Source organism: Pseudomonas kilonensis (genome assembly GCF_001269885.1).
GTDB classification, from domain to species: Bacteria; Pseudomonadota; Gammaproteobacteria; order Pseudomonadales; family Pseudomonadaceae; genus Aquipseudomonas; species Aquipseudomonas kilonensis.
Genome location: NZ_LHVH01000024.1, coordinates 207,193 through 233,725, shown reverse-complemented (window position 1 = coordinate 233,725; position 26,533 = coordinate 207,193). Strand labels below are relative to the sequence as shown.

Annotated in this window: 22 protein-coding genes; 9 read left to right on the top strand and 13 right to left on the bottom strand. The window is 61.3% G+C overall.

All coding sequences use genetic code 11. The features are described from left to right. Positions 1-8: 8 nt before the first annotated feature. On the top strand, positions 9-497 hold the full coding sequence (gene bkdR, locus AD662_RS17300; RefSeq protein ID WP_003202929.1) for a Bkd operon transcriptional regulator BkdR: 489 nt from the start codon (positions 9-11) through the stop codon (positions 495-497). A 227-nt stretch (positions 498-724) separates the two neighbouring features. Here bkdR and AD662_RS17295 read toward each other — a convergent pair whose 3' ends face one another. The 7 genes from AD662_RS17295 to AD662_RS17265 form a co-directional block, all read right to left on the bottom strand. Then, positions 725-1,594 carry an aldose 1-epimerase gene (locus AD662_RS17295; RefSeq protein ID WP_053189490.1) on the bottom strand — a complete coding sequence of 290 codons (870 nt, stop codon included), beginning with the start codon at positions 1,592-1,594 and terminating at the stop codon, positions 725-727. A gap of 215 nt (positions 1,595-1,809) precedes the next feature. Continuing rightward, on the bottom strand, positions 1,810-3,090 hold the full coding sequence (locus AD662_RS17290; protein WP_018605859.1) for a TRAP transporter large permease: 1,281 nt from the start codon (positions 3,088-3,090) through the stop codon (positions 1,810-1,812). After that, on the bottom strand, positions 3,090-3,617 hold the full coding sequence (locus AD662_RS17285; protein WP_018605857.1) for a TRAP transporter small permease: 528 nt from the start codon (positions 3,615-3,617) through the stop codon (positions 3,090-3,092). Before AD662_RS17285 ends, AD662_RS17290 begins: the two co-directional genes overlap by 1 nt. Before the next feature lie 77 nt (positions 3,618-3,694). After that, positions 3,695-4,663: a TRAP transporter substrate-binding protein gene (locus AD662_RS17280; RefSeq protein WP_018605855.1), complete on the bottom strand. Its 969-nt coding sequence runs from the start codon at positions 4,661-4,663 to the stop codon at positions 3,695-3,697. Between the two features lie 56 nt (positions 4,664-4,719). Next, positions 4,720-5,625: an SMP-30/gluconolactonase/LRE family protein gene (locus AD662_RS17275; RefSeq protein WP_053189141.1), complete on the bottom strand. Its 906-nt coding sequence runs from the start codon at positions 5,623-5,625 to the stop codon at positions 4,720-4,722. A 42-nt stretch (positions 5,626-5,667) separates the two neighbouring features. Next, positions 5,668-6,489, bottom strand: a complete 822-nt coding sequence (locus AD662_RS17270; protein WP_053180299.1) for an NAD-dependent epimerase/dehydratase family protein — start codon at positions 6,487-6,489, stop codon at positions 5,668-5,670. A 173-nt stretch (positions 6,490-6,662) separates the two neighbouring features. Next, the gene (locus AD662_RS17265; protein WP_053189138.1) at positions 6,663-7,964 is read right to left on the bottom strand and encodes an OprD family porin; all 1,302 of its coding nucleotides are present in this window, start codon (positions 7,962-7,964) and stop codon (positions 6,663-6,665) included. Between the two features lie 1,093 nt (positions 7,965-9,057). Here AD662_RS17265 and AD662_RS17260 point away from each other — a divergent pair. Beyond that, positions 9,058-9,678, top strand: a complete 621-nt coding sequence (locus tag AD662_RS17260) for a TetR/AcrR family transcriptional regulator (RefSeq protein WP_003202912.1) — start codon at positions 9,058-9,060, stop codon at positions 9,676-9,678. Positions 9,679-9,739: 61 nt separating this feature from the next. Here the strand turns inward: AD662_RS17260 and AD662_RS28660 are convergent, their stop codons facing one another. From AD662_RS28660 to hydA, 4 genes are all read right to left on the bottom strand, one after another. Next, a complete protein-coding gene (locus tag AD662_RS28660; protein ID WP_082308756.1) occupies positions 9,740-10,813 on the bottom strand; it encodes an RHS repeat-associated core domain-containing protein in 1,074 nt (357 codons plus the stop codon). Between the two features lie 241 nt (positions 10,814-11,054). Further along, a complete protein-coding gene (gene preA / locus AD662_RS17250) occupies positions 11,055-12,329 on the bottom strand; it encodes an NAD-dependent dihydropyrimidine dehydrogenase subunit PreA (protein ID WP_053189133.1) in 1,275 nt (424 codons plus the stop codon). Next, positions 12,330-13,697, bottom strand: a complete 1,368-nt coding sequence (locus AD662_RS17245; RefSeq protein ID WP_053189131.1) for an NAD(P)-dependent oxidoreductase — start codon at positions 13,695-13,697, stop codon at positions 12,330-12,332. A 181-nt stretch (positions 13,698-13,878) separates the two neighbouring features. Then, positions 13,879-15,318: a dihydropyrimidinase gene (gene hydA / locus AD662_RS17240; protein WP_053189129.1), complete on the bottom strand. Its 1,440-nt coding sequence runs from the start codon at positions 15,316-15,318 to the stop codon at positions 13,879-13,881. 613 nt (positions 15,319-15,931) lie between these two features. On the opposite strand from hydA, the gene AD662_RS17235 reads away from it, so the two are divergent. The 4 genes from AD662_RS17235 to AD662_RS17220 all read left to right on the top strand — a co-directional run bounded on the left by AD662_RS17235 (position 15,932) and on the right by AD662_RS17220 (position 20,904). Then, a complete protein-coding gene (locus AD662_RS17235; RefSeq protein ID WP_053189127.1) occupies positions 15,932-17,416 on the top strand; it encodes an NCS1 family nucleobase:cation symporter-1 in 1,485 nt (494 codons plus the stop codon). 150 nt (positions 17,417-17,566) lie between these two features. Beyond that, positions 17,567-18,850 carry a Zn-dependent hydrolase gene (locus tag AD662_RS17230; protein WP_018612803.1) on the top strand — a complete coding sequence of 428 codons (1,284 nt, stop codon included), beginning with the start codon at positions 17,567-17,569 and terminating at the stop codon, positions 18,848-18,850. Between the two features lie 84 nt (positions 18,851-18,934). Beyond that, a complete protein-coding gene (locus tag AD662_RS17225) occupies positions 18,935-20,419 on the top strand; it encodes a PAS domain S-box protein (protein ID WP_053180284.1) in 1,485 nt (494 codons plus the stop codon). Between the two features lie 239 nt (positions 20,420-20,658). Next, entirely contained in the window at positions 20,659-20,904 is a 246-nt protein-coding gene (locus tag AD662_RS17220) for a DUF1652 domain-containing protein (RefSeq protein ID WP_053180283.1), read from the top strand. 158 nt (positions 20,905-21,062) lie between these two features. On the opposite strand, the gene AD662_RS17215 is transcribed toward AD662_RS17220, so the two are convergent. Together AD662_RS17215 and AD662_RS17210 are read right to left on the bottom strand one after the other, a co-directional pair. After that, positions 21,063-22,448: a sensor histidine kinase gene (locus AD662_RS17215; RefSeq protein WP_053189124.1), complete on the bottom strand. Its 1,386-nt coding sequence runs from the start codon at positions 22,446-22,448 to the stop codon at positions 21,063-21,065. Continuing rightward, a complete protein-coding gene (locus AD662_RS17210; RefSeq protein WP_018612795.1) occupies positions 22,426-23,109 on the bottom strand; it encodes a response regulator transcription factor in 684 nt (227 codons plus the stop codon). The genes AD662_RS17215 and AD662_RS17210 overlap by 23 nt, the downstream gene beginning before the upstream one ends. 276 nt (positions 23,110-23,385) lie before the next feature. On the opposite strand from AD662_RS17210, the gene hcnA reads away from it, so the two are divergent. Genes hcnA through hcnC form a run of 3 tightly spaced genes read left to right on the top strand, consistent with a single transcriptional unit; the run spans position 23,386 to position 26,370 of the window. Next, on the top strand, positions 23,386-23,712 hold the full coding sequence (hcnA, locus tag AD662_RS17205) for a cyanide-forming glycine dehydrogenase subunit HcnA (RefSeq protein WP_018612793.1): 327 nt from the start codon (positions 23,386-23,388) through the stop codon (positions 23,710-23,712). Further along, entirely contained in the window at positions 23,709-25,118 is a 1,410-nt protein-coding gene (gene hcnB, locus AD662_RS17200) for a cyanide-forming glycine dehydrogenase subunit HcnB (RefSeq protein WP_053189121.1), read from the top strand. The genes hcnA and hcnB overlap by 4 nt, the downstream gene beginning before the upstream one ends. Continuing rightward, positions 25,111-26,370: a cyanide-forming glycine dehydrogenase subunit HcnC gene (gene hcnC, locus AD662_RS17195; protein WP_018612789.1), complete on the top strand. Its 1,260-nt coding sequence runs from the start codon at positions 25,111-25,113 to the stop codon at positions 26,368-26,370. The genes hcnB and hcnC overlap by 8 nt, the downstream gene beginning before the upstream one ends. The last annotated feature ends 163 nt before the right edge of the window (positions 26,371-26,533 follow it).

Genomic DNA, 26,533 nt, shown 5'->3' with positions numbered 1-26,533 from the left:
TTTGTCTCATGCGTAAATTGGATCGCACCGACATCGGCATTCTGAACAGCCTTCAGGAAAACGCCCGCATCACCAACGCCGATCTCGCCCGTTCGGTCAACCTGTCGCCGACTCCGTGCTTCAACCGCGTCCGGGCCATGGAGGAGCTGGGAGTGATCCGCGAGCAGGTCACGCTGTTGGATGCCGACCTGCTGGGATTGCACGTCAATGTGTTCATCCATGTCAGCCTGGAGAAGCAGGTGGAAGAGGCGCTGCAGCACTTCGAGGAGGCGATCTCCGATCGGCCGGAGGTGATGGAGTGCTACCTGATGGCCGGCGATCCGGATTACCTGATCCGCGTGCTGGTGCCGACCATCCAGTCGCTGGAGCGGTTCATGATGGATTTTTTGACCAAGGTCCCGGGCGTGGCGAACATCCGCTCCAGCTTTGCCCTCAAGCAGGTGCGCTACAAGACCGCACTGCCGTTGCCGGCCAATGGGTTGACCCTGGGCACCTGACCCTCTGCTCGCGAAGGCATCGGCACTTCAACATTGATGCCAGCAGACCCACCGCTATCGCGAGCAAGCTTTGCTCCCACAGTGGACCTGCGTTTGGCCGCGGATTTATTGGCAACCCAAAAACTCTGTGGGAGCAAAGCTTGCTCGCGATGCAGGCACCTCGGTTTCCCAGGAGGACCGCGTCCATTTCATCGCGGGCAAGCCTTGCTCCCACAGGGAAGTGGGCCTTAGAGCAACCGACACTGCATCGAAAACCCCAGCGCCACCGACTGCCCTTGCTCCAGCAAACGCAACCCTGGCCGCCCCGGCAGGTGATGGGCGTTGACCGGATGACTGACCGGTTCGATGCAGAAAAAATCCAGGTCCACGGGGCAGTACAGCAGGAAATAGTCGCTGCCACTGGCGCGGCATTCCAGCTCATAACCCAGGTCCGGTTGCTGGATCAGACAGTGTCCGTCCCAACCACCGAAGCCGTTGTCGACCAGCGTGTCTGGCAGTAAACGGGCGTGCTGGAAATCCCACTCTGCGGGGATGTCCCTCAGTTCCGTTGGCAGTTTCGATGCGTCGCACAGCCAGACTTCGCTGGCGCGGGTTTGCAGGCGAGTACTGGCGGTGCGCGGAAAATACGGGTGCAAACCCAACCCGTGCCACGCGGCCTGTTCGGCCATGTGGGTGACGTGGATGGCGATTTGTAGCTGACCACCGCTCAGACGGATCCGCAGGCTGGCGCGGTAGGAAAAGGGGTATTGGCTGTCGAGTTGTAACAAGGCTTCCTGGCCGCTGTGTTCGGTCACTTGCCACGGTTGTTGCCAGGCACTGCCATGGATCGGGAACGGGTCGTTGGGGCTGTTGGCTTCCAGGGCCAGCCAGCCGCCGGGACAATCGAAACCGCCGTTGGCGATCCGGTTTGACCACGGAATCAACGGGAAGCAGCCGAGTTTGCCCGGCAGGCCGTTTTCCACGGCTTGCGGCGCGGGCGGGCGTAGCAGGGGAGCACCGGTGCTGCGCACTGTCCATTCAACGAGACTGGCGCCCAGGTGCGGGGCGAGGGTGAGGCGGGTGAGTTCGTCTTCGAGATGGAGAAGAGGCGGCGTCATGTTGGCCTTGTTCTGCAAGGTTGAAAAAACTGATGTGGGAAAAGCCGGATTCTTGTGTGCGAACCCTGTTGTGGCGAGGGGATGTAGAGAAACGTCGCACCGCACTGTGGGAGCAAAGCTTGCTCGCGATGCAGACTCCTCGGTTCCCAGGGAGACTGCATCATCTTCATCGCGGGCAAGCCTTGCTCCCACAAGGGGTTGTTGTCGTTTGTTCGTTACAACACCAAGTGCGGCAACCACAGCGAAATGGCGGGAATGTAGGTCACGAGCATCAGCACCACGAACAGCATGGCGTAGAACGGCAGCAGCGCCTTGACGGTGCTTTCGATGCTGACCTTGCCGATGGCGGAACCGACGAACAACACCGCGCCCACCGGTGGCGTGATCAACCCGATACCCAGGTTCACCAGCATGATCATGCCAAACTGCACCGGGTCCACGCCGATGCCGACGATCACCGGCATCAGGATAGGTGTCAGGATCAGGATCAATGGCGCCATGTCCATCACGGTACCCAACAGCAGCAACATCACGTTGATGCACATCAGGATCACGTAGCGGTTGTCCGACAGTGTCAGGAACGCGGTGGTGATCTTCGCCGGGATCTCCATCAGCGTCATGATGTAGCCGAAGCTGGCGGCGAAGCCGATCAGGATCATCACGATGGAGATGGTGCGTACCGTACGGTGCATCAGTTTCGGCAACTCACTCCACTTGTAGTCCCTATAGATGCACATGGTCACGAAGAACGCCCACACCACGGCAATGGCGGCCGATTCGGTGGCGGTGAAAACACCCGAGAGAATGCCGCCAAGGATGATGAACAAGGTCATCATGCCCCACATGGCTTCCCGGCAGATCTTCAATGCTTGCTTGAGGGGAATCACTTCGCCCTTGGGGTAATTGCGCTTTTTCGCGAAGACCAGGCACAGCGCCATCAGGCACAGGTTCATCATGATGCCGGGGACGATGCCGGCCATGAACAGCGAACCGATGGAGACGGTGCCGCCAGCGGCGAGCGAATACAGCACCGCGTTGTGGCTGGGCGGTGTCAGCAACGCTTGCACCGAACCACTGACGGTGACGGCGGTGGCGTAATCACGCGGATAGCCCTGGCGTGTCATTTCCGGGATCAGCACCGAGCCGACCGAGGCGGTATCGGCCACCGAGGAGCCGGAGATCGCGCCAAAGAAACTCGAAGCCACGAGGTTGACCAAGGACAGGCCACCGCGCACGAACCCCACCAGCACACTGGCGAATGCCACCAGTCGGCGGGACATGCCGCCTTCGGCCATGATCGCACCGGCCAGGACGAAGAACGGAATGGCCAGCAACGAGAATTTGTTCACCCCGCCCGTGACCTGGATCATCATGGCCTGGAACGGAATATCGATCCACCACGCCCCGATCAGGGCGGCAGCGCCCAGCGCGTAGGCGACCGGCATGCCGATCAGGATCAACAACAAAAAACTGCCCAGCAGAATCAGCGCGTCCATTAAGCGGCACCTTCGTTTTCTTCAACAAGGTCGAACTGCACGACCCGACGCTTGCTTTGATCACCCAGCAAGAGTTTTTCCAGGACAAAAATCAGGGTCAGGAAACCACCGACCGGGATCGGCATGTAGGTGATGCCGACGCGCAGGGTGGGGATGGCGCTCATGAATTGATTCCAGGTGGTCATGCACAGCTTGGTGCCCCAGATGGTCATGAAAATGCACACCGCCGCCATCAAGAGCTGGGTGAAAACCGAGGCCAAGGTTTGCCAGTGCGGTGGCAGGCGACTGGTGACCATGTCCACGGCCATGTGCGAGCCGGAGCGGTAACTGGCGGCGGCGCCGATGAAGGTGAACACGATCATCAGCAAAATAGCGGTGGGTTCCGGCCAGCTTGAGCCGGTACCGAGTACGTAGCGGGCAAACACGCCCCAGGGAATCATCAGCGCCACGGCGAGGACAGAGAGTCCGGCCACCCAGATGCAAGTCATGTAGATCGTGTCGTTGATACGCAGCAGCAAATTCTTCATCGGGTTCCACCGTAACCGGGCGCGCCTTTTAACCGCGGGCGCGCCCAGCCTTTTTCATGAGTACAGATTGAGGGACCTTACTTGACGGCTTCGATACGCTTGATCAGGTCCGCATACGGCGCGCCGTATTTGGCCCGGACCGGAGCGGTGGCGTCATAGAAAGGTTTCTTGTCGACGGTGATGAATTCGACGCCGGCGGCCTTGAGTTTTTCTTCACTGGCGGCGGACTTCTTGTCCCACAGATCGCGTTCTTCAGCCTGGGCTGCCTTGGCGGCTTTTTTCACCATGTCCTGCTGTTCTGGCGTGAGCTTGTTCCAGGTGATTTTCGACATCACGATCGGTTCAGGCAGGATCAGGTGGCCGGTCAGGCTGTAGAACTTGGCGTTCTGGTAGTGGTTGTGTTCGAGCAGCGTCGGTGGGTTGTTTTCCGCGCCGTCGATCACGCCGGTCTGCAAGGCACTGAAGATTTCGCCGGTGTCCATCGCGATGCCATTGGCGCCCATGGCGTTCATCATCTCGATGAACATTGGGTTGCCTTGCACGCGGATTTTCATGCCCTTGAGGTCTTCGAGCTTGCGCACCGGTTTCTTGGTGTAGATGTTGCGCGTGCCGCCGTCCATCCAGGCCAGGGCCACCAGGCCGAATTCGGAGTTGGTGATCCGGTCGAGAATCGCATCGCCGACTTCACCGTCGATGACGGCGCGCATGTGGGCCTGGTCGCGGAAGATGAATGGCATGTTGAAGACGTTCACGTCCGGCACGACGGGGCCAACGATCCCCAGGCTGACGCGAGACATCTGGATCGCGCCGGCTTGCATCTGCTCGATGACTTCTTTTTCAGAGCCCAGCACGCCGCCTGGGAAATACTTGAATTTCAGCTCGCCGTTGCTCTCTTTTTCCAGAGTCTTACCCATGGACTCCTCGGCGACCACGGTCGGGTAGCCCTTGGGGTGGATGTCGGCGATCTTGATGTCCAGGGCGTGTGCCGCCTGGGCCAGGAAGGCCAGGGGCAGGGCTGCGATCAGAAGCGTGCGTTTGAAATTCATGGTCAATCTCCAGTGTTGTTGTTTTTATGTCTATCGATGTGAAGCGGCAAAGCAGATCAGGTCGCGGAGTGTTGCCGTCCTCCGAAAGCAGGTTCGGCCAGGCCCTTGACGCCGGGGTTCAGCGCGAACACGCCACCGGCCAGGGACTGCGGATCGTTGTCGTCGCCCGGACGAATCGAGGTCACGAAAAGGGTGTCCAGCTGGCTACCGCCAAAGGCGCACATGGTCGGTTTTTTCACCGGCACTTGCAGCGAACGGTCGAGACGTCCGTCCGGGGTGAAACGGTGAATCAGCCCAGCATCGTTGGCGCAGATCCAATAGCAACCGTCGGCATCCACCGCGGCGCCGTCCGGGCGCCCGGCCAGGGGCATCATGTCGACGAACAGGCGCCGGTTGGACGGGGTGCCGCTGTCGATGTCGTAGTCGAAGGCCCAGATCTGCTGGCTCAACGGGTGCGAGTCGGAGAGGTACATCGTCCGGCCGTCCGGGCTGAAGCCCAGGCCGTTGGGCACGATGAAACCGCTCAGTTGCGCCTCGACCGGGCTGCGCTGCCCGGCCTCATAACGGTACATCCGGCCCTCGTCGACGTTGGCGCCCATGTTCAGCACCATGCTGCCGGCCCAGAAGCGGCCCTGGCGGTCGCAGCGGCCGTCGTTGAGGCGCATGTCGGTGCGGCTGTGCTCGACGCTCGCACACAGTTCGCTGTCGAGGCTGCCATCGTCATGGGGGTGCAGGCGAAAGAAACCGCTTTCCATGCCCGCTACCCAGCCACCGTCCTGGTGGCGGGCAATGCAGGCGAGCATTTCGGGGGCTTCCCAGCCCTGGACTTTTCCGCTGCTGGCATTCCAGCGTTGCAGGCCGCCGCTGGGGATGTTCACCCAGTACAGGGCGTTTTCCTCGGGGACCCACACCGGGCTTTCCCCGACGGCGTTACGTGCATCGACAATCAATTCGGCTTGCATGGTGATTCCTTTGTGCGTGCGTATCCCATGAAAAACAGCGAATCAGTTGTCGAACGGGCCGGCCGCCACAAAGGCGCCGCCCTGGTAAACCATGGCCGGGTCATCGGCGGCCGGCATCGGCTGCGCTTCGACCTTGGCGCGGAATATTTCCGAGGTGTCCTTGGGCTGGTAACCCAGGTGCGCGGCGTGGCTGTTGTCCCACCAGACGTCGCGGTTGGCGGACATGCCGTAGACCACGGTGTGACCGACCTTTGGCGTGTAGAGCGAGCATTCGATCAGTTGGGTGAGGTCGTCGAAGCTCAGCCAGGTGCTCATCATCCGGCGGTTCTGCGGTTCGGGGAACGACGAGCCGATGCGGATGCTCACGGTCTCGATGCCGTAGCGATCGAAGTAGAAGTTGGCGACATCTTCGCCGTAGGACTTGGACAGGCCGTAGTAGCCATCCGGGCGGCGAGGGCTGAGGGCGTCGATAGTCTGGTCCTGTTTGTAGAAGCCTATGACGTGGTTGGAACTGGCGAAGATCACCCGCTTGACGCCGTGTTTGCGCGCGGCTTCATAGATGTGGAACACGCCGCTGATGTTGGCGCCGAGGATCTCTTCGAACGGACGCTCCACCGAAACACCGCCGAAGTGCAGGATGGCATCGACGCCTTCGACCAGTTGGTGCACGGCCTGCTTGTCCGACAGGTCGCACGGTACCACTTCTTCGCTTTCGTCGATGGCCGGGGCCATGTTGGCGATGTCCGACAGGCGAATCTGGCGGGCGAAAGGCTTGAGGCGCTCGCGCAAGACTTTGCCAAGGCCGCCAGCGGCACCGGTCAATAGGAGGCGATTGAAGGGGTGGCGAATCTGTGTCGTGGTCATGGCATTACCTGAGCAAACAATGAGAGGTACAGTTGTTATAAGTTGTCGTACGACCGAGAGGGAATATCCTTATCCTTCCTCTACCTTGTCAACGTTTGATCGACGAACCGCTCTGGATCGGCGTCCCTGCCGCAGGTTGCCATGGGATGCGCTCATGGCGATGGGTCCTGTTGTTACAGAAGCGAGATCGGATAGCTGATGAAAATACGGTTCTCGTCGAACTCGTTGGTGCTGTAGTCGCGACGAATCGATGCGTTACGCCATTTCACGTTGAGGCTCTTGAGCGCGCCGCTCTGCACGGTGTAGGCCAGTTCGGTTTCACGGCCCCATTCCTTGCCATCGTCGACCGTGGCGGTGTGCACGTTGTCACCGCTGATGTAACGGTTCATCAGGGTCAGGCCCGGTACGCCGACGGCGGCGAAGTTGAAGTCGTGGCGCAACTGCCAGGATTTTTCCTTGGCGTTGTCATAGCTGGAGTTGTAACTGTCGTTGGCCAGGGTGCCGCCGCTGGTGCCGTTGACGCGCATCCAGGCATCGTCACCACCGACTTTCTGCAGGCCGACGTAGAAGGTGTTGCCGCCGTATTTGGCCGAGAGCAGGGCGAAGGCGGTTTTGTTGTCCAGGTCGCCGGCCAACGCACTGCCGTTTTCCTTGCCGGTGAAGTAACCGAGGTTGGCGCCCAGGGTCCAGTCGCCGATGGGCTGGCTATGGGTCAGGTTGAAATATTGCTGCTGGTAGATGTCGGACAGCTCCGAGTACCAGACGCCGACCTGGGTGCGCTTTTCGTTGAAGGCGTATTCACCGCCGCCGAAGTTGAAACGGTCGGAGGTGAACGCGCCGCGCCCGTTCATGGACATGTCTTCCATGCTCGCGTCGTTGCGCGGGCTGTTGCCACGGAACTGGCCGCCGTAGAGGCTCAGGCCGTTGATTTCGGTGGATGTCACCTGGCCGCCGCGGAAGGTTTGCGGCAGGGAGCGGCCGTCGTCGGAGCGCAGGATCGGCAGTACCGGCATCCATTCACCGACCTTCAGTTCGGTCTTCGATACCTTGGCCTTGAGGGCGATGCCGAGGCGACCGAAGTCATCGGCCGGACGACCGTCATCGTGCACCGGCAGCAGTTGCGTACCGGCCGTGCCGCGGCCGCCGTCGAGCTTGACCGAGTACATCCCCAGGATGTCCACACCGAAACCGACTGTGCCTTGGGTGAAACCGGACTTGGCGTCGAGGATGAAACTCTGGGTCCATTCCTCGGCTTTGCCCTGGGCGGCGTTGTCGTTGACGAAGTTGCGATTGAAGTAGGCGTTGCGCAGGTTCAGCGTGGCCTTGGCGTCATCGACGAAGCCTGCGGCGCTGGCGGTCGTTGGCAGAAACGCGGCGAGGCTGCTGCAACCGAGCAATAGCAGTGTGGGGCTGGCGTTGAGAAGGGTACGGCGGTTTGGACGGTTGTCGGGCGAAAAACGGACACGTGTGCTCACTATGACGCTCCCTTACTTTTTTGTTGTTTTTATTTGTCATACGTCGTCGTACAACATGAGGGGATTATTTGGAAGCGGCTCCTCGTTGTCAACTGGCCATTATCGGAATTATCCAACTCGGGGGTGCTTCAAAATGCGGCGCTGCAATAGCTGGCGCTGGCCGAGGTCAAGATCGCAGGCCGTGGCACCGGGCACATCCGGGGCTTGAGAATAGCGAGGAGGGCGCTTGGTTGTGCGATGACTGGTCTAAGACATTAGTCGAATGTCCCCGATCGGAAGGCTTGTGATCGTTCCTACGCTCTGCGTGGGAATGCATCCGGTGACGCTCTGCGTCACCTTCCAGAAGCGGAACGCGGAGCGTCCCTGGCGGCATTCCCACGCGGAGCGTGAGGAACGATCTTCACAGCCCCCGCACGCTGATCGTTCCCACGCTCTGCGTGGGCATGCATCCCGTGACGCTCTGCGTCACCCTCCAGAGGCGGAACGCGGAGCGTCCCTGGCGGCGTTCCCACGCGGAGCGTGAGGAACGATCTTCACAGCCCCCGCACGCTGATCGTTCCCACGCTCTGCGTGGGCATGCATCCCGTGACGCTCTGCGTCACCTTCCAGAGGCGGAACGCGGAGCGTCCCTGGCGGCGTTCCCACGCGGAGCGTGAGGAACGATCTTCACAGCCCCCGCACGCTGATCGTTCCCACGCTCTGCGTGGGCATGCATCCCGTGACGCTCTGCGTCACCGTCCAGAAGCGGAACGCGGAGCGTCCCTGGCGGCATTCCCACGCGGAGCGTGAGGAACGACCTTCACAGCCCGCGACCTGATCGTTCCCACGCTCTGCGTGGGCATGCATCCCGTGACGCTCCGCGTCACTGCCAGAAGCGGAACGCGGAGCGTCCCTGGCGGCATTCCCACGCAGGAGCGTGGGAACGATCAACTGACGCGGTTTTCCTGGGATACCGCGCCAGCCGGTTTACGACTGCTGCGCAGCCGAGCGGGAGCAAGCTCCCTCGCCACAAAAGCCTTCCCACAGGGATCCCCAGTGTTTTCAAAGTTGGGTGAATGCTAGTCTTGACCAACGCTGTTGCCAGGGAGCCCTCATGGGCAATCACAAGATCGAGATTCGTCGCAGTAACGTCGAGAAAATCCTGTTGGCCGCCGAGAAGGTCTTTGCCGAGAAAGGCTTCGGCAGCACCGCCATGGCCGACATCGCCGCCGAAGTGCAATTGCCCCGTTCCAACCTGCATTACTACTTCAGCACCAAGAGCGAGCTGTACAGCGCCGTGCTGTTCGACCTGCTGGAGGTCTGGAAACAGGACGCCTTGTGCTTCGAAATGTTCGACGACCCGCGGGTGGTACTCAGCAGCTACATCCGCGCCAAGATGAACCACTCCCGCAGCCGGCCCTACGGCTCCAAGGTCTGGGCCAACGAAATCATCCACGGCGCCCCGACGCTGGGCCAGGCGCTGGACGCCAGCCTCTATGACTGGGCCAAGATGAAAGAAGCGAAAATCCGCCAGTGGGTGGAGGACAAACGCATCCTCCCGGTGGAGCCTTCAAGCCTGCTCTACATGATCTGGGCCTCGACCCAGCACTACGCCGACTTCGACCACCAGATCAATATCCTCAACGACCACCAGCCGCTGTCGGACATGCAGTTCGAACGGGCGGTGCAGACGGTGACCAGTGTGATATTGCGGGGGATTGGGTTGGAGCCATAACTTGCGCGCCAGGATTGGTAGGCGCGCTAGTGTATGAAGTAATGGTGAGTTGTTATTCGTGCTATTGTCTGCGAGTTTGTTTTATTGTTTCTTCAAGTATAGAGAGATTGCTGATCTTGAGGGTGATTCGAGTGTTTTGGTATCTCGATAATGCGTCGCGATACTGCTTGTAGTATTCATTAGTTCCAAGTTCAGCTATTAGATGATCTTTTTCTTGTTTAAAACTACTATAATGCGAACTGGCTGTTTCAAAGTTTGCCCGCAACGTGCTGTTTTCTTTTATTTTAAAGTTTGGATTTTTTTGTACGTGAGCGTCGTAGGCGCGTGCCTTCTCCCTGCGTGTTGTTTGTGCTTGAGCTTCTGCTTTTGTGCTCCTAACTTTTATGTTGCTGGAGGCTCTCTCGAAGGGTATTGGCTTGGGAGTGGCGGGTACGGTGGGGGCTGATGTACTTACGCTAGGTCGGAGTAGTGAAGCTATTGCCTGGCCAGTTGCTGTCTGATGTTTGGCTCGGGAAATAGCTTTAGATGAGAGATTCAGCGCCTTTGGTTGTTCCCATGGCCTAAATATTTTATTTTTCATTGGGATGTCCCAAAGTCGGAGAGGAATATTCCCACTCGGATCATACCGATTAACCGGATCCCCCCCGCAATACGCATACGCATTAATCCCCCCATCCCCAAAAGGACTCAACTCATCCGGGCTATTAAACCGCATCAACACCGGATTAAAAGCCCGATTACCCTGTCCCAGTAAGTAATGCCCGGTAAACGGATCCGGACGTTCACCATTGAACCCGAGCAAACTACTCAAACCACTTTCCGTAGACCGATGCCCATAGGCGGTATAAGCCATCGGCTGGGTATCAGTGCCAGCCAGCGTCTGCAAAACCGAGCGCTGCTGGTCCGTTGCCAGCAGCGTCGTCTCGGTGACATTGGCGTTGGTAATACGTTGCGCCAGGGGCTGGGTTTCGTGGCGAAGGAGGGTGAGTTCCACCTGGCCTTCGATCTCGTTGACCAACTCGTCGTTCTGGTAGAAGCGCTGTGTGTCCAGGTGCTCCGCAGGCTTCAAGCCTGTCAGGCGGTCCAGGGGGTCGTATTGGTAGCGGCACAGTATCTTCATCGCTGACGTCGACATGGGCTTGGCTCTTGTTGATGGGCTTGGCTGGGTCAGGCTCGGGTATTTTTCGGGGGGTGTCTACTAGCAGAACTGTTAGTCCGAGGGGGGCGCCTTGAGGTTTGTGGTGAAGCGGATTGCCTCATCGCGAGCAGGCTCGCTCCCACAGGGGATCGGTTGTGAACACAAAATTTGTGTTCGCCACAAATCCAATGTGGGAGCGAGCCTGCTCGCGATGGCGCCAGTCCAGACACCGCAGCCCTCAAGCCGTTACATGGTAGGGATTCCTCGGATCATGATTCCAATCCAGAAACGGCTTGCCGGTGTCCACCGTCACCATCTCGATGCAGTCCTGCACCGGGCAGGTGATCTGGCACAGGTTGCAGCCCACGCACTCTTCATCGATCACTTCATATTTGTGCGTGCCGTCAGCCTGCTTGAGGCTGGCGATGGCCTGGTGTGAGGTGTCTTCGCAGGCGATGTGGCAGCGCCCGCAACCGATGCACGCCTCTTGATCGATCTTGGCGATGACCTGGTAGTTGATGTCCAGGTACTTCCAGTCGGTGGTGTTGCCCACCGCGCGACCGGAAAACGCCTGGAGGTTGGCATGTCCGTGATCGTCCATCCAGCGCGACAGGCCGTCCTTCATCTCTTCGACGATGCGAAAACCATGCAGCATCGCTGCCGTGCAGACCTGCACCGCGCCGCTGCCCAGGGCGATGAATTCGGCGGCGTCGCGCCAACTGCCGATGCCGCCGATGCCGCAGATCGGCAGGCCTTGGGTCTGCGGGTCGCGGGCGATTTCGGCGACCATGTTCAGCGCGATCGGCTTGACCGCCGAGCCACAGTACCCGCCGTGGGTGCTCTGGCTACCGACGCTGGGCAGGGCGACCATGCGGTCCAGGTCGACGCTGGTGATGGAGTTGATGGTGTTGATCAACGACACCGCATCCGCACCGCCGCGATGGGCCGCGCGGGCGGCGACGCGGATGTCGGTGATGTTCGGCGTGAGCTTGACGATCACCGGCAGCGAACAATAGGTCTTGCACCAGCGGGTCACTTGCTCGACGTACTCCGGCACCTGGCCGACCGCCGCGCCCATGCCCCGTTCCGGCATGCCGTGGGGGCAGCCGAAGTTCAGTTCGATGCCGTCGGCGCCAGTGGCTTCCACCAGGGGCAGGATGTTCTTCCAGGACTCCTCAACGCAGGGCACCATCAGCGACACGATCAACGCCCGGTCCGGCCAGTCCTTTTTCACCTGGGTGATTTCCCGCAGGTTGATCTCCAGGGAGCGGTCGGTGATCAGCTCGATGTTGTTGATGCCCAGCACCTCGCGATTGGCCCCGTAGTGGGCCGAGTAGCGCGATGACACGTTCACCGCCGCAGGGTCCTCACCGAGGGTTTTCCAGACCACGCCACCCCAGCCGGCCTCGAAGGCACGGACCACGTTGTAGGCTTTGTCGGTGGGCGGCGCGGAGGCCAGCCAGAACGGGTTGGGCGCTTTGATGCCGGCGAAGACAATCGACAGATCGGCCATTTACGCAGCCTCCACGTTGAGCATCAGTTGAGCGTTGATCGCCTCGGCGGCGAGCTTGCCGTGTTGCACGGCCTGCACGGTGAGGTCCTGGTCCAGGCTGGTGCAGTCGCCGCCGGCGTAGACCCCGGGAATGCTGGTGTGCAGGTGTTCGTCCACCAAGATCCGCCCGTCCTGGCGCTTGAGTTCCCGGGCCAGCGGATCCACCAGCGCGTTGTCGTCGAAGGCTTGGCCGATGGCTTTGAAAATGGCGTCGGCGGGCAGGTCGAAGGTGTCGGTGCCGATGACCAGCCGGCCGTTCTCCAGATGCGTGCGAGAGAAGCGCATGCCGCGCACCTGCCCGGCGTCATCGAGCAACACCTGTTGCGGTTGGGCCCAGGTCAGCAGGCGTACCTGATTGGCCTTGGCGATGTCTTGCTCGTGCAAGGTGGCGCCCATGTCTTCAAGGCCGCGACGGTAGACCAGGTTGACGTCCCGGGCGCCGAGGCGAGCCATTTGCACGGCCATGTCGATGGCGGTGTTGCCAGCGCCGAGGACGATGCAACGCTCGGCCAGGGGCAACTGGCTGAGGTCGTCGGCCTGGCGCAATTCGCGGATGTATTCGGTGGCGGCCAGCAGCCCTGGCGCTTGTTCGTCACTCAGGCCCAGTTGTTTGCTGGCGGCCAAACCGAGGCCGAGAAACACTGCGTCGAACTGCTGGTGCAGGTCGCTCAGGCTCAGGTTCTCGCCGAGTTTCTGGCCGTGGCGGATTTCGATGCCGCCGATTTCCAACAGGAAGTCCAGCTCACGTTGGGCGTAATCGTCCACCAGTTTGTACTTGGCGATCCCGTATTCGTTGAGGCCGCCAGCTTTCTCCCGGGCTTCGAATATCACCACCTCATGGCCGTGCATTGCGCTGCGATGCGCACACGACAAGCCTGCCGGCCCGGCCCCGACCACGGCGATGCGCTTGCCGGTGGCGGCGGCACGCTGGAAGGGGTGTTCGCTGAAGTGGGCGTTGTCCACGGCATAGCGCTGCAACGAGCCGATCAATACGGGGGCGCATTCATGGGCGTTGTTGCGCACACAGGCTTGCTGGCACAGGACCTCGGTGGGGCAGACCCGGGCGCAACTGCCGCCGAGGATGTTGGCCGAAAGAATCTTCTGCGCCGCGCCTTGGACGTTGTCCTGATGGATGTTGCGGATGAACGAGGGAATGTCGATTTCGCTTGGACAGGCGTTCACACACGGCGCGTCGTAGCAGTACAGGCACCGGGACGCTTCCAGGTGGGCCTGGCGCGCGTTGAGTGGCGGCGCCAGGTCGCTGAAGCGGGCGGCGAGGGTGGCCGGGTCTTCCTGGGAATGGGGGAGGTGACTCAAGGGCTGGATCATGGAGTGGGCCTCACGGTGTTTGAGGTGCTGCCTCTGGTGGGCAGTGGTTTTTTCGGTGTCTGGACTGATGCCTTCGCGAGTAGGCTCGCTCCCACACTGGATCTTGGGTGGGCGCGAAATCTGTGTGAGCAGCAGATCCCTGTGGGAGCGAGCCTGCTCGCGAAGGCCGAAGGCCTGGATTTCAGCGTTTCACAGCCGTTGGCTTATTCAACTCCGCCCGCTTGCTCAGCAAATCGAACACCGCCGGATACGCCGGCCGTTCGATGTAGCGCCCGGCGCTGCGTTCGGCGCGCAGGTCGCCATCGGCCCAGACCAGCCGGCCCTGGCTGATGGTATGGCTGGGCACGCCGTGCACGGTCTTGCCTTCGAAGATGTTGAAGTCCACTTGCTGATGGTGGGTCTTGGCGGAAATCGTGCGGCTGCCTTGCGGGTCCCAAAGCACCAGGTCGGCATCGGCGCCGACGCGGATCGCCCCCTTGCGTGGGTAGAGGTTGAAGATTTTCGCGGTGTTGGTGGAGGTGAGGGCGACGAAGTCCTGCATCGACAATTTGCCGCTGTTGACCCCTTCTTCCCAGAGCACCGCCATGCGGTCTTCGATACCGGCGGTGCCGTTGGGGATCTTGCTGAAGTCGTCACGGCCGGCGGCTTTCTGTTCGGCGCAGAAGCAGCAGTGGTCGGTGGCGGTGGTGTGCAGGTTGCCGGACTGCAAGCCGTGCCAAAGTGCCTCTTGATGCCCGCGTGGGCGGAACGGCGGGCTCATCACGTAGCCGGCGGCGGTCTGCCAGTCCGGGTCGCGATAGACGCTGTCGTCCAGCAGCAAGTGGCCGGCCAGTACTTCACCGTAGACCGGTTGGCCCTTGCTGCGGGCGTAGGTGATTTCATCCAGTGCTTCCTTGGTGGACACGTGCACCAGGTACAGCGGTGTACCCAGGGTTTCGGCGATGCGGATGGCGCGGCTCGCGGCTTCACCTTCCACTTGCGAGGGGCGCGATAACGGATGGGCTTCGGGCCCGGTGATGCCCTGGGCCAGCAACTTGCGTTGCAGGTGATAGACCAGTTCGCCGTTCTCGGCGTGCACGGTGGGCACCGCGCCCAGTTCCAGGCAGCGCTCGAAGCTCGCCACCAAGGTGTCGTCGGCGGCCATGATTGCGTTCTTGTAAGCCATGAAGTGCTTGAAGCTGTTCACGCCGTGATGGCTGACCAGCTCGGCCATTTCTTCGCGGACCTGCTCGCTCCACCAGGTGATTGCCACGTGAAAACCGTAGTCGCTGGCGCTTTTCTCGGCCCAGCCACGCCATTGATGAAAGGCTTCCATCAGCGACTGCTGAGGGTTGGGAATCACGAAGTCGATGATCGAGGTGGTGCCGCCGGCGAGGCCTGCCGCCGTGCCGCTGAAGAAGTCTTCACTGGCGACCGTGCCCATGAACGGCAACTGCATGTGCGTATGGGGGTCGATGCCGCCGGGCATCAGGTATTGGCCGCTGCCATCGAGCACTTCGACGCCGGCCGGAACATCCAGGTTTTCACCAATGGCCTTGATCACACCGTCGGCACACAACACATCGGCGCGATAACTTTCATCATGGGTAATAACGGTGGCACCACGGATCAACAGAGACATTCCGAGTTCCTCGCAGGCATGACCGACTGTTGCCGGTTCTTTATGTTTTATCGATCACGGTTGTTAAGTGACGATGTCATGCAGATTTATATTCTTGTCACGACTGTCAGGATTAGACGCTAGCTGGAGTTATTGAAATGAGCAAGATAATTTTTTATAAGCTTATGCTATTGTTAACTTATTGAAATTAAAGGGTTAAATAATAAAATCACCAAAATGGTGAGCATGCTCACCATTTTGACGCACTTGACAGGATCGTTATTTGAGCGAGATTTGTCATGGTAAATCAGCGGCTTGAAAGCGCTTGAAGTGCGGTCCAGACACCTCGCCTTGATTCGGGGTGCACCACTTTGAATCTCCAACTCGACAGGACGTACAGGTCATCTAGCCTCAAGTTGATAAGCACGAGGTGAAGCAGGGCGGTTAATTGGCTTTAAATCTTTAGATATCAAATGTTTGAGAAGGTTATATCGATCATCTGGTCAGCTCGGTGCGTTATTCGGCACGGTTATTGAGTGCCGTCGTGGTCTGGCGGGGTGGTCGGTAGCACGCGTGCAAGTACTCCGGCCATCGCCAGTCGATGAGCAAAAATAATGAAAACAGTGGAGCGGACATGACCAGATCAACAGTGACTGAGCGCGACGGGTTGTTCGAGCTTGAAGCCGGCAACGACGTCCTCGACAGCCCCCGTTATAACCACGACATCGCGCCGACCAAGGTGCACGAGCGAACCTGGAACAAATGGCACATCACCGCCTTGTGGGTGGGCATGGCGATCTGCGTGCCGACCTACACCCTCGGCGGCGTGCTCACCGCCTATTTCGGCTTGACGGTAGGCGAGGCGCTGCTGGCGATCCTGTTTGCCAACATCATCGTGCTGATCCCCCTGACCCTGAATGCCTTCGCCGGGACCAAGTACGGCATTCCGTTTCCGGTGCTGTTGCGCTCGTCCTTTGGCGTCATCGGCTCCAACGTGCCGTGCCTGATCCGCGCGCTGGTGGCGTGCGGCTGGTTCGGCATCCAGACCATGTTCGGCGGGCTGGCGATCCACCTGTTTCTCGGCTCGGTGTTCGACGGCTGGAAGAGCCTGGGGGGCACCGGCGAAGTGATCGGCTTCATGGTGTTCTGGGTCATCAACCTATGGGTGGTGCTGCGCGGTGCCGAGTCGATCAAGTGGCTGGAAACCTTGTCTGCGCCGCTGCTGGTACTGGTGGGCGTCGGGCTGTTGGTGTGGGCGTTGCCCAACGTTTCGTTGACTGAACTGATGGCGGTCCCGGCCAAGCGGCCCGAAGGCGCCGGGGTGACGAGCTATTTCCTCGCCGGGCTGACGGCGATGGTCGGTTTCTGGGCCACCCTGTCGTTGAACATTCCGGACTTCAGCCGTTATGCCAAGAGCCAGAAAGACCAGATCGTCGGGCAGATCATTGGCCTGCCATTGACCATGTTCCTGTTCGCCTCCCTCGGCGTGGTCATGACCGCAGCCTCGGAAAAGCTGGTGGGGGTGACCGTCTCCGACCCGGTGACCTTGATCGGGCACATCCAGAGCCCTGTTTGGGTGGCCCTGGCGATGGTGCTGATCATTGTCGCCACGCTCTCGACCAACACCGCCGCCAACATCGTCTCGCCCACCAACGACTTCCAGAACCTGGCACCCAAGCTGATCGGCCGCACCAAGGCGGTGATGCTCACCGGGCTGGTGGGGCTGGCGCTGATGGCCCACGAGCTGCTGAAAAAACTCGGCCTGATCGTGTCCGAGGTTAGCCTGGAGTCGGTCTATTCCAATTGGCTGCTGGGTTATTCGAGCCTGTTGGGGCCGATTGCCGGGATCATGGTGGTGGACTATTTCCTGATCAAGAAACAGCAACTGGACCTGGCCGGGTTGTACCGCGACGACGTTTACCCAGCGTGGAACTGGAACGGCTTCATCGCCTTTGGCGTGCCGGTGGTGCTGACGCTGCTGTCCCTGGGCAGCGATGCGTTCAGTTGGTTCTACAGCTACGGCTGGTTCACCGGCTCGGCGCTGGGTGGGGTGATTTATTACGGGTTGTGCAGTATGCAGGGAGCCAGCCCGGCTGTCGCCAAGTCACCGCTGCAATAACAGATGAATGCGGTTCCTGTGGGAGCGGGCTTGCTCGCGAATGCGGTGGGTCAATCAACATCACTGCTGGCTGATACACCGCCTTCGCGAGCAAGCCCGCTCCCACACTGGACCGCGTCGAAATGAGATAACTGCCTGAAGGAGATCCCCATGAACGCAGCCATCGACGTTCTGCAATCCACCCATCAGCACATCAACCGCGACCGCCTGTGGCAATCGCTCATGGACCTGGCCCAGCTCGGTGCCACGGTCAAGGGCGGTGTGTGCCGGCTGGCCCTGACCGACCTCGACCGCCAGGCCCGCGACCTGTTCGTGCAATGGACCCAGGCGGCGGGCTGCACCGTCAGCATCGATGCGGTGGGCAATATCTTCGCCCGTCGCCCGGGGCGCAATCCGAACCTGCCGCCGGTAATGACCGGCAGCCACATCGACACCCAGCCCACCGGTGGCAAGTTCGACGGCTGCTTTGGCGTGCTTTCCGGGCTGGAGGTGCTGCGCACCCTCAATGACCTGAACATCGAAACCGAAGCACCGCTGGAAGTGGTGGTGTGGACTAACGAAGAGGGCTCGCGTTTCGCTCCGTGCATGATGGGCTCCGGCGTGTTCGCCGAGAAATTCACCCTCGAAGAAACCCTCGCCAAGGTCGACGCCGAAGGCATCAGCGTGGGCCAGGCGCTCAATGCCATCGGCTATGCTGGCTCGCGTCCGGTCAGTGGGCATCCGGTTGGGGCGTATTTCGAGGCGCACATCGAGCAGGGGCCGATCCTCGAAGACGAGGGCACGACCATCGGCGTGGTGATGGGCGCCCTGGGGCAGAAGTGGTTCGACCTGACCTTGCGCGGCGTCGAAGCTCACGCCGGCCCGACCCCGATGCACCTGCGCAAGGACGCCCTGGTGGGCGCCTCGATCATCGTCGGCGCCGTCAACCGTGCCGCCCTCGGTCATCAACCCCATGCCTGCGGCACGGTCGGTTGCCTGCAAGCCTATCCGGGATCGCGCAATGTCATCCCCGGCGAAGTGCGCATGACCCTGGATTTTCGTCACCTGGAACCGGCGCGGCTGGATTCGATGATCGCCGAGGTCAAGCAGGTGATCGAAGACACCTGCCGGCAGCACGGCCTGACCTTCGATTTGAAACCCACGGCCGACTTCCCGCCGCTGTATTTCGACAAGGGCTGCGTCGACGCCGTACGCGGCGCTGCCCAGGGGCTGGGCCTGTCCAACCTGGACATCGTCAGCGGTGCCGGCCATGACGCGATCTTCCTCGCCGAACTGGGCCCGGCCGGGATGATTTTCGTACCCTGCGAAGGCGGCATCAGCCACAACGAAATCGAAAACGCCGCCCCTGACGACCTCGCCGCCGGCTGCGCGGTGCTGCTGCGAGCGATGCTGGCCGCCTCACAGGCGATTGCCGAGGGGCGCATGGCGGCTTGAAGGGCCGATGCACTATTGCAAACCCATGTGGTCGTAACCTTCAACGCATCCATGCTTGAAACCTACTGACCACATGGAGACCCAATGAATCAGCAAGTCCCGACCACCGATACCAACCGTCGTCAATTGCTGCAGATCATTGCCGGGCTGTCCGACGGGGTGATGTTGATCGAGGTCGACCAGACCATTGCCTGGGCCAACGCGGCGGCCTTGACGATGCACGGGGTCGAGGACCTCAGTGAGCTGGGCACCACGGCCAGGCAATACGCCCGGCGTTTCAATCTGCGTTATCGCAACAATCACCCGCTGAGCGACGACAACTACCCCATCGCCCGGGTTGCCCGTGGTGATGAGTTCAGCGATGTGCTGGTGGAAGTCACGCCCCAGGCCGACCCGGATCGCACCTGGGTCCATCGCATCCGCAGCATGGTGCTGGCCGACCGCAACGGCGAGCCGGAACTGCTCGTGCTGATCCTCAGCGATGCCACCGAATGGGCCAGCGCCGAGCAGCGTTTCGAAAAAACCTTCGGGGCCAACCCGGCGCCGGCGGTGATCTGTCGCCTCAGTGACCTGCGTTACATCAAGGTCAATCCGGGGTTCCTGGAGATGACCGGCTACAGCCGCGAGCAGGTGATCGGGCGTTCGGTGTACGAGCTTGATGTGCTTGAAGCCGCCGAAAGGCGCGACCTGGCCATCGAACGCCTGGGGCAGGGCGCGACCATTCCGCAAATGCAGGCCGAGTTGAAATTGCCCGATGGCACCATCAAGCAGGTCATCGTCGCCGGCCAGCCCCTGGACCTGCATGACGAAGACTGCATGCTGTTTTCCTTCATGGACATGGAGCCGCGACGCAAGGCAGAAACGGCGCTGCGCCAGAGCGAGGAGCGCTTTGCCAAGTCGTTCCGCCTGTCGCCCGTACCGACCCTGGTGTGCAGCGCCGAACAGCAGTTGCTGGAAATCAACGAAGCGTTTCTCCAGACCACCGGTTACGCCAGCGAAGAGCTGCTGGGTAAAACCGTGGAGGAAATCGGCTTTCTCGACAAGAACGCCAGCGCCGCGCTGTTCGCCCGGCTGGAAAAGGCCGCCGCGGTCTCGAGTATCGACGTCAAGGTGCACAAGAAGGGCGGCGAGCTCATCGACTGTGAGGTGGCCGCTGATACGGTGTTGATCCAGGACAAGCCCTGCTATCTGCTGGTGCTGATGAACATCACCGAGCGCAAGCGCTCGGAGCTGGAGCTGGTGGCGGCTATCGAAGAGGTGATGAAAGACGCGTCCTGGTTCAGCCGGACCCTGATTGAAAAATTGGCTAACGTGAAGAGCATCAACGCCCAGGTGCCCAGCGTGTCATTCACCGAGCTGACGGCCCGGGAGCGCGACGTGCTGGGGCTGATCTGCGAAGGCCTGGCAGACAAGGAAATCGCCGCGCGCCTGAAGCTGGCGCCCAACACCGTGCGCAATCACGTGGCGACGCTGTATTCGAAACTGGATGTCCATAGCCGCAGCGAGGCGATTGTCTGGGCGCGGGAGCGGGGTTTGTTCGCTAACGAATGGCGAATGAAGGCACCATGATAGCCAGTGCAAATGCACCGGGCAGGCTGGTGCAAATTCGGGTTTTGCAGAGGGGGGCGGTTCCTTAGGCTGTCAGTGTGCGACATCGTCTGTGATGTCGCGTCCACACGAAACAGTCAAGGAATACGCCACAATGTGCAGCGAACCAACCCAGTATGAGCGCGACAGGATGCCTATGCGGACCAGGAGGTCGGCGCTGTCCACCGTTCATTTGCGCCCCCGGGGCTGAGGTGCATCGCATGACCCATCTGGCCCCCTTACGCACCCGCCTGGAAGAAAGCTTTACGCCGCTGGCTTGTGAATGCAGCCTCAATGGTGACGGCACCCTCACTGTGCGCCTGTATCACCGTGAAAGCGGTGAGGTGGACCTGGTGGTGAGTGGCATGAGTGTCGACAGCGTCCGCTCGGAAGAGAGCATCGCCAAGTTGATCGACGAGCTGCGCTATGAGCTGGAAAACATTCCGCTGCATCGCAGTGAGTCCTGATCGAGCAGTGAGCAGAATCCATTGTGGCGAGGGGATTTATCCCCGCTGGACTGCGAAGCAGGCCCAATCAGTTATAACGACTGGCGTCTGCTTCGCAGCCGAGCGGGGATAAATCCCCTCGCCACAAGTATGTGTTTGCACCTCATGCCCTGCAGTGTTTACAACAACGTCGCCCGGCAATCGAGCACCAACCGCGCGCCGCCGTGTTCGCTGCTGCCCACCTCCAGCGTGAACCCATGCAGATTGACGATCGCCGCGACGATCGACAGGCCCAGGCCGAATCCGCCGTGCTGGCTGCTGCCCTCGGCGCGGTAGAAGCGGCGAAACACGGCCTTGCGCTCCGCCTCGGGGATGCCCGGGCCCGAATCGAGCACTTCGATGCGGGTGCTGTCGCCCTGATCGACCCCACGCAGGATCACGGTGCCTCCCGGCGGGGTGAACTTGATGGAGTTGCTCAGCAGGTTCGACACGGCCTCGAACAATAATGCCCGGTCGCCGTTGAGCAGGGGCAGCGCATCAGGCACTTCGAGGGTGAAGCTCAGTTCGCCTTCCTCGGCCAGCGGCAGGTAAAAGTCATGCAGCTCCTGCAATAACTGCAACGGGTCGAGGCGCACGAAGCCCGAGCGCCGCTGCTGGTCTTCCAGCTCGGAAATCCGCAACAAGCCACGAAACCGCGCCATCAGCGTGTCGGTCTCGGCGATCACCTGGTCCATTTGCAAGGCCTCGGGCGAGCCGTCCGGCGCTTGCTGCTGGATGCGATAAAGTTGGGCACGCAGACGCGTCAATGGGGTGCGCAGGTCATGGGCGATGTTGTCGCACACGCCCTTGACCTCATTCATCAAGCGTTCGATGCGCTCGAGCATGGCGTTGACGATCGCCGCGAGCATGTCCAGTTCATCACGTCGGCTCGACAGCGGCAGGCGATGGGTCAGGTCGCCGGCGACGATGGCTTCGGCACTGGCCTGCAGTTTGCGAATCCGCCGCAACGGTCGCCGGCGCAGCAGATGCCAGCCAGCGATGCCCGGCAGGATCGTCAGCGATACTCCCCAGAACAGCGCGTGCAAGATGATCCGCGTCACCGCGAACAGCGAGCCGTTGTCCCGGGCCAGGACCAGCCAGCGACCGTCCTGGGTCCGGGTCGCCACCGCGTCGCAGCTGTCGGAAGGCACGCCCGGTTCATCGGAATCGACGCAGCCGCCGAGCATGTGGATCTTGCCGTCCAGCGGCAGGTCAGCGGGAACGCGCTGGATCGGCCCGCTCAGATGGCGCAATTGCGGATCGAACAGGCCGTAGGCATCGACGCCGCGTTCGTCCAGCGTCAGGCTGGCCATGAGCGCGTCTTCCAGTTGATTGCCATGGATGCGGGCGAACAGGTGCTGGCGTTGCATCAAGGAGTGCTTGGCCAGGTTGTCGAGGTAGCCGAATACTTCGTAATACATGACCCCCATCAGAATCGCGCTCCAGATCACGAACAGCGAGCTGTACAGCGCCAGCAGACGGCTGCTGGAGGAGCGCCAGCCCTTAGCGGGGTTCAGCAATGACATAGCCGGAGCCCCGTACCGTGCGAATCAGCGGTTCCAGGCCCGGCGGGTCGATTTTCTTGCGCAGGCGGCCGATGTGGACATCGATCAGGTTGGTGCCGGGGTCGAAGTGATAGCCCCAGACTTCCTCGAAAATCATCATGCGCGAAAGAATCTGCCCACTGTTGCGCATCAGGAACTCCAGCAGCTTGTACTCGGTGGGCAGCAGGCTGAGCAGTTGGCCGTTGCGGCTGGCTTCGCGGCTGATCAGGTTCAGCTCCAGGTCGGCTACCCGCAGCACGGTTTCCGGCTCGCGGGTACCGTTGTTGCGTCGCAGCAGCACTTCGACCCGGGCGGCCATTTCGTCGGTGGCGAACGGCTTGGTCAGGTAGTCGTCGCCGCCGGCCCGCAGGCCACGCACACGCTCATCCACATCGGAAAGGGCGCTGATCATCAGGATCGGTGTGGCCACGCCCATGGTGCGCAGCGTGGTGACGATCACCAGGCCGTCGAGCTCGGGCAGCATGCGGTCGAGCGTGATCAGGTCGTAGTCGCCGCTGACCGCCCGTTCCAGGCCTTCGCGGCCGTTGTCGACCCAATCGACGTCCAGGCCGTTGCGGGTCAGCTCGGCGACGATTTCACGGGCGGTCACGGCGTCGTCTTCGATGGTCAGGATGCGGTTCATGGGCGGTACCGTGTTGGGAAGTTGGTGCTATTGCGCAGCATTCTGCCAAAGAATACCTGTCGGCTTTCTGAAAAAAAGTTCATGAGCCGACGAGCCGATTCGCTGGCCTGGATCAACACTTGGTCACAAATAATCCCTAACATAATTTTCTTGCGCACTATCATGTGGCGTCTGTTGCCCTGCTTTGGCGCACCGCCGCTGCCGGGTACTGATGCGAACCGGTGATGGTGTGCCGCAAGGAGCCGAGCCCCCACAGAATCTTCAAGGAAGAGCCGTATGATGCAACCTTCAGACCTTCTACGCCGAAAATTCGATATCCAGCCGCTGGCACAGGCCGATATGACGGTGCGCCTGGACGGGCAGGCTGTCAGTGCTGCCCACGGTGAAACCGTCCTCACCGTCATCCAGTCCCTGGGGCAACGCCAGGTGGCCCGCAACGACCACGACCAGATCAGCGGCGCCTACTGCGGCATGGGCGTGTGCCAATGCTGCCTGGTCAGGATCGACGGCCGCCACAAGCGCCGCGCCTGCCAGACCCTGGTACGCCCCGGCATGCAGATCGAAACCCGGGTCAACCGCATCACCGAAACGGAGGCGCCATGAGCCTCGATCCGGTGATTGTCGGCGGTGGGCCGGCGGGCATGGCCGCGGCCATTGAACTGGCCTCCCACGGCGTGCGCTGCACCTTGCTCGAAGAAGCGCCGCGCCTGGGTGGCGTGGTGTATCGCGGACCGTTACGCGATGGCGTGCGCCTGGATTACCTGGGCCCGCGCTACAGCGACGCCCTGGAGAAACTCCACGGTGAATTCCAGCAACACGCCGGCCTGATCGACGTGCGATTGAGCAGCCGGGTCATCGGTGCCGAAGGCTTCCGGGCGCTGATGCTGCTGGATGCCGACGAGCGCCTGGGCGAGGTCGCCTATTCCCATCTGGTCCTGGCGGCCGGTTGTCACGAACGCAGCGTGCCGTTTCCTGGCTGGACCCTGCCGGGCGTGATGATGCTCGGCGGCCTGCAATTGCAGATCAAGAGCGGTGTGGTCAAGCCGCCGAGCCCGGTGGTGATCGCTGGCACCGGTCCGTTGCTGCCACTGGTGGCTTGCCAACTGCACGCATCGGGCGTGGCGGTGGCGGGGGTGTATGAGGCCTGTGCGTTCGGCCGGATCGCCAAGGAAAGCCTGGCGTTGCTGAACAAGCCGCAACTGTTCCTCGACGGCCTGAGCATGCTGGCTTACCTCAAGCTCAAGCGCATTCCCGTGCGTTATGGCTGGGGCGTGGTGCAGGCTGACGGCGAGGGTGAGTTGAGCGTCGTTACCGTCGCGCCTTATTCCACGACCTGGGAACCCGACCTCAAACGCGCGGAACAGGTGCCGGCCCAGACGCTGGCGGTCGGCTACGGGTTTATCCCGCGGACTCAATTGAGCCAGCAGATGGGCCTGGAGCACGGTTTCAGCGACGACGGTTATTTGCGGGCCGTGTCCGATGCCTGGCAACAAAGCAGCGAAGCGCACATTCACCTGGCCGGCGACATGGGCGGGATTCGCGGCGGTGAAGCGGCCATGCTGAGTGGACGCATCGCGGCGCTGTCGATCCTGATGCAACGCAACGTGCTCGATCCGTCCACGGCCCTGGCGCACCGCGAACGCTACCAGGCGCAACTGGAGCGGATCATTCGCTTTCGCGCCGCCGTGGATCGCTACACCCAGCGTGGCGCCGGGCAAACCGCGTTGCCGGCCGCCGATACGGTGATCTGCCGCTGCGAGCACGCCACCCGCGCCGACATCGACCGGGCGCTGGAGCAAGGCGTGCAAGACATGGCCAGCCTGAAGATGCGCACCCGCGTGAGCATGGGCGATTGCCAGGGGCGGATGTGCGTCGGCTACTGCAGCGACCGCTTGCGCGAAGCCACCGGGCGTGCCGACGTGGGCTGGCTGCGACCGCGTTTCCCCATCGATCCGATTCCCTTTTCAGCGTTCCAGAATGTCGGCATGGAGGCCGTTTCCCATGATTAAGGATTATGACGTGGTCATCGCCGGTGGCGGTGTGATCGGGGCCTCCTGTGCCTATCAACTGTCCAAGCGCAAACACCTGAAGATCGCCCTGATCGACGCCAAGCGCCCCGGCAACGCGACCCGTGCCTCGGCAGGCGGACTGTGGGCCATTGGTGAGTCGGTGGGCCTGGGTTGCGGGGTGATTTTCTTTCGCATGATGTCGGCCAACCGCAAGCGCCAGACCCAGGGCGCCGCCGTGGCGGTGGATGCCAGTACGCCGCACATCCTGCCCCAGTCGTTCTTTGATTTCGCCTTGCAGTCCAACGCGATGTATCCGCAGTTGCACCGCGAATTGATCGACAACCACGGCATGGATTTCAAGTTCGAGGAGACCGGGCTCAAGTTCGTGATCTACGACGACGAAGACCGTTTGTACGCCGAGCACATCGTCGCCTGCATTCCTCACCTGGCGGACCAGGTGCGCTGGCTGGACCAGGCGGCCCTGCGTGAGGCGGAGCCGAGTGTCAGCCATGAAGCCCTGGGGGCGCTGGAGTTTCTCTGCGATCACCAGGTCAGTCCGTTCCGCCTGGCCGATGCCTACACCGAAGGCGCCCGGCAGAACGGTGTCGACCTGTTCTTCAACACCAGCGTGACCGAGGTGCTGCGCAGCGGCACGCGGGTGACAGGCGTGAAAACCGCCGAGGCGGGGACGTTCAACTGCCGGACCCTGATCAACGCGGCCGGTGCCTGGGCGGCGGACCTGAGTGAGCAGGCCACTGGCGTGCGGATTCCGGTCAAACCGGTCAAGGGGCAGATCCTGTTGACCGAGCGCATGCCGAAAATCCTCAACGGCTGCCTGACCACCAGCGACTGCTACGTGGCGCAGAAAGACAACGGTGAGATCCTCATTGGCAGCACCACCGAAGACAAAGGCTTCGACGTGACCACGACCTATCCCGAGATCGAAGGGCTGGTGCAAGGCGCGGTGCGCTGTATTCCGCAGTTGGTCGACATCAACCTGAAACGAACCTGGGCCGGCCTGCGCCCGGGGTCACCTGATGAATTGCCGATCCTGGGGCCGATGCGCGGGGTGGAAGGCTATCTCAATGCCTGCGGGCATTTCCGCACCGGCATCCTGACCTCGGCCATCACCGGGGTGCTGCTGGACAAGCTGGTGAACAACGAACCCTTGCCGCTGGACATCACCCCCTTCCTGGAAGATCGCTTCGAGGTGGCGCCGACAGTAAAGCCCCAGGAAATGGAACTGGCCTGAAGAAACTCGGTGAGGAACAAAAATCTCGCAGTCACCCGAAAACAAACTGTGTGCGCCTGTGGGGAGCCTGTGGGAGCAAAGCTTGCTCGCGATAGCGCTGGATCATCCAGCAACAATGTTGACTGGTATACCGCTATCGCGAGCAAGCTTTGCTCCCACAGGT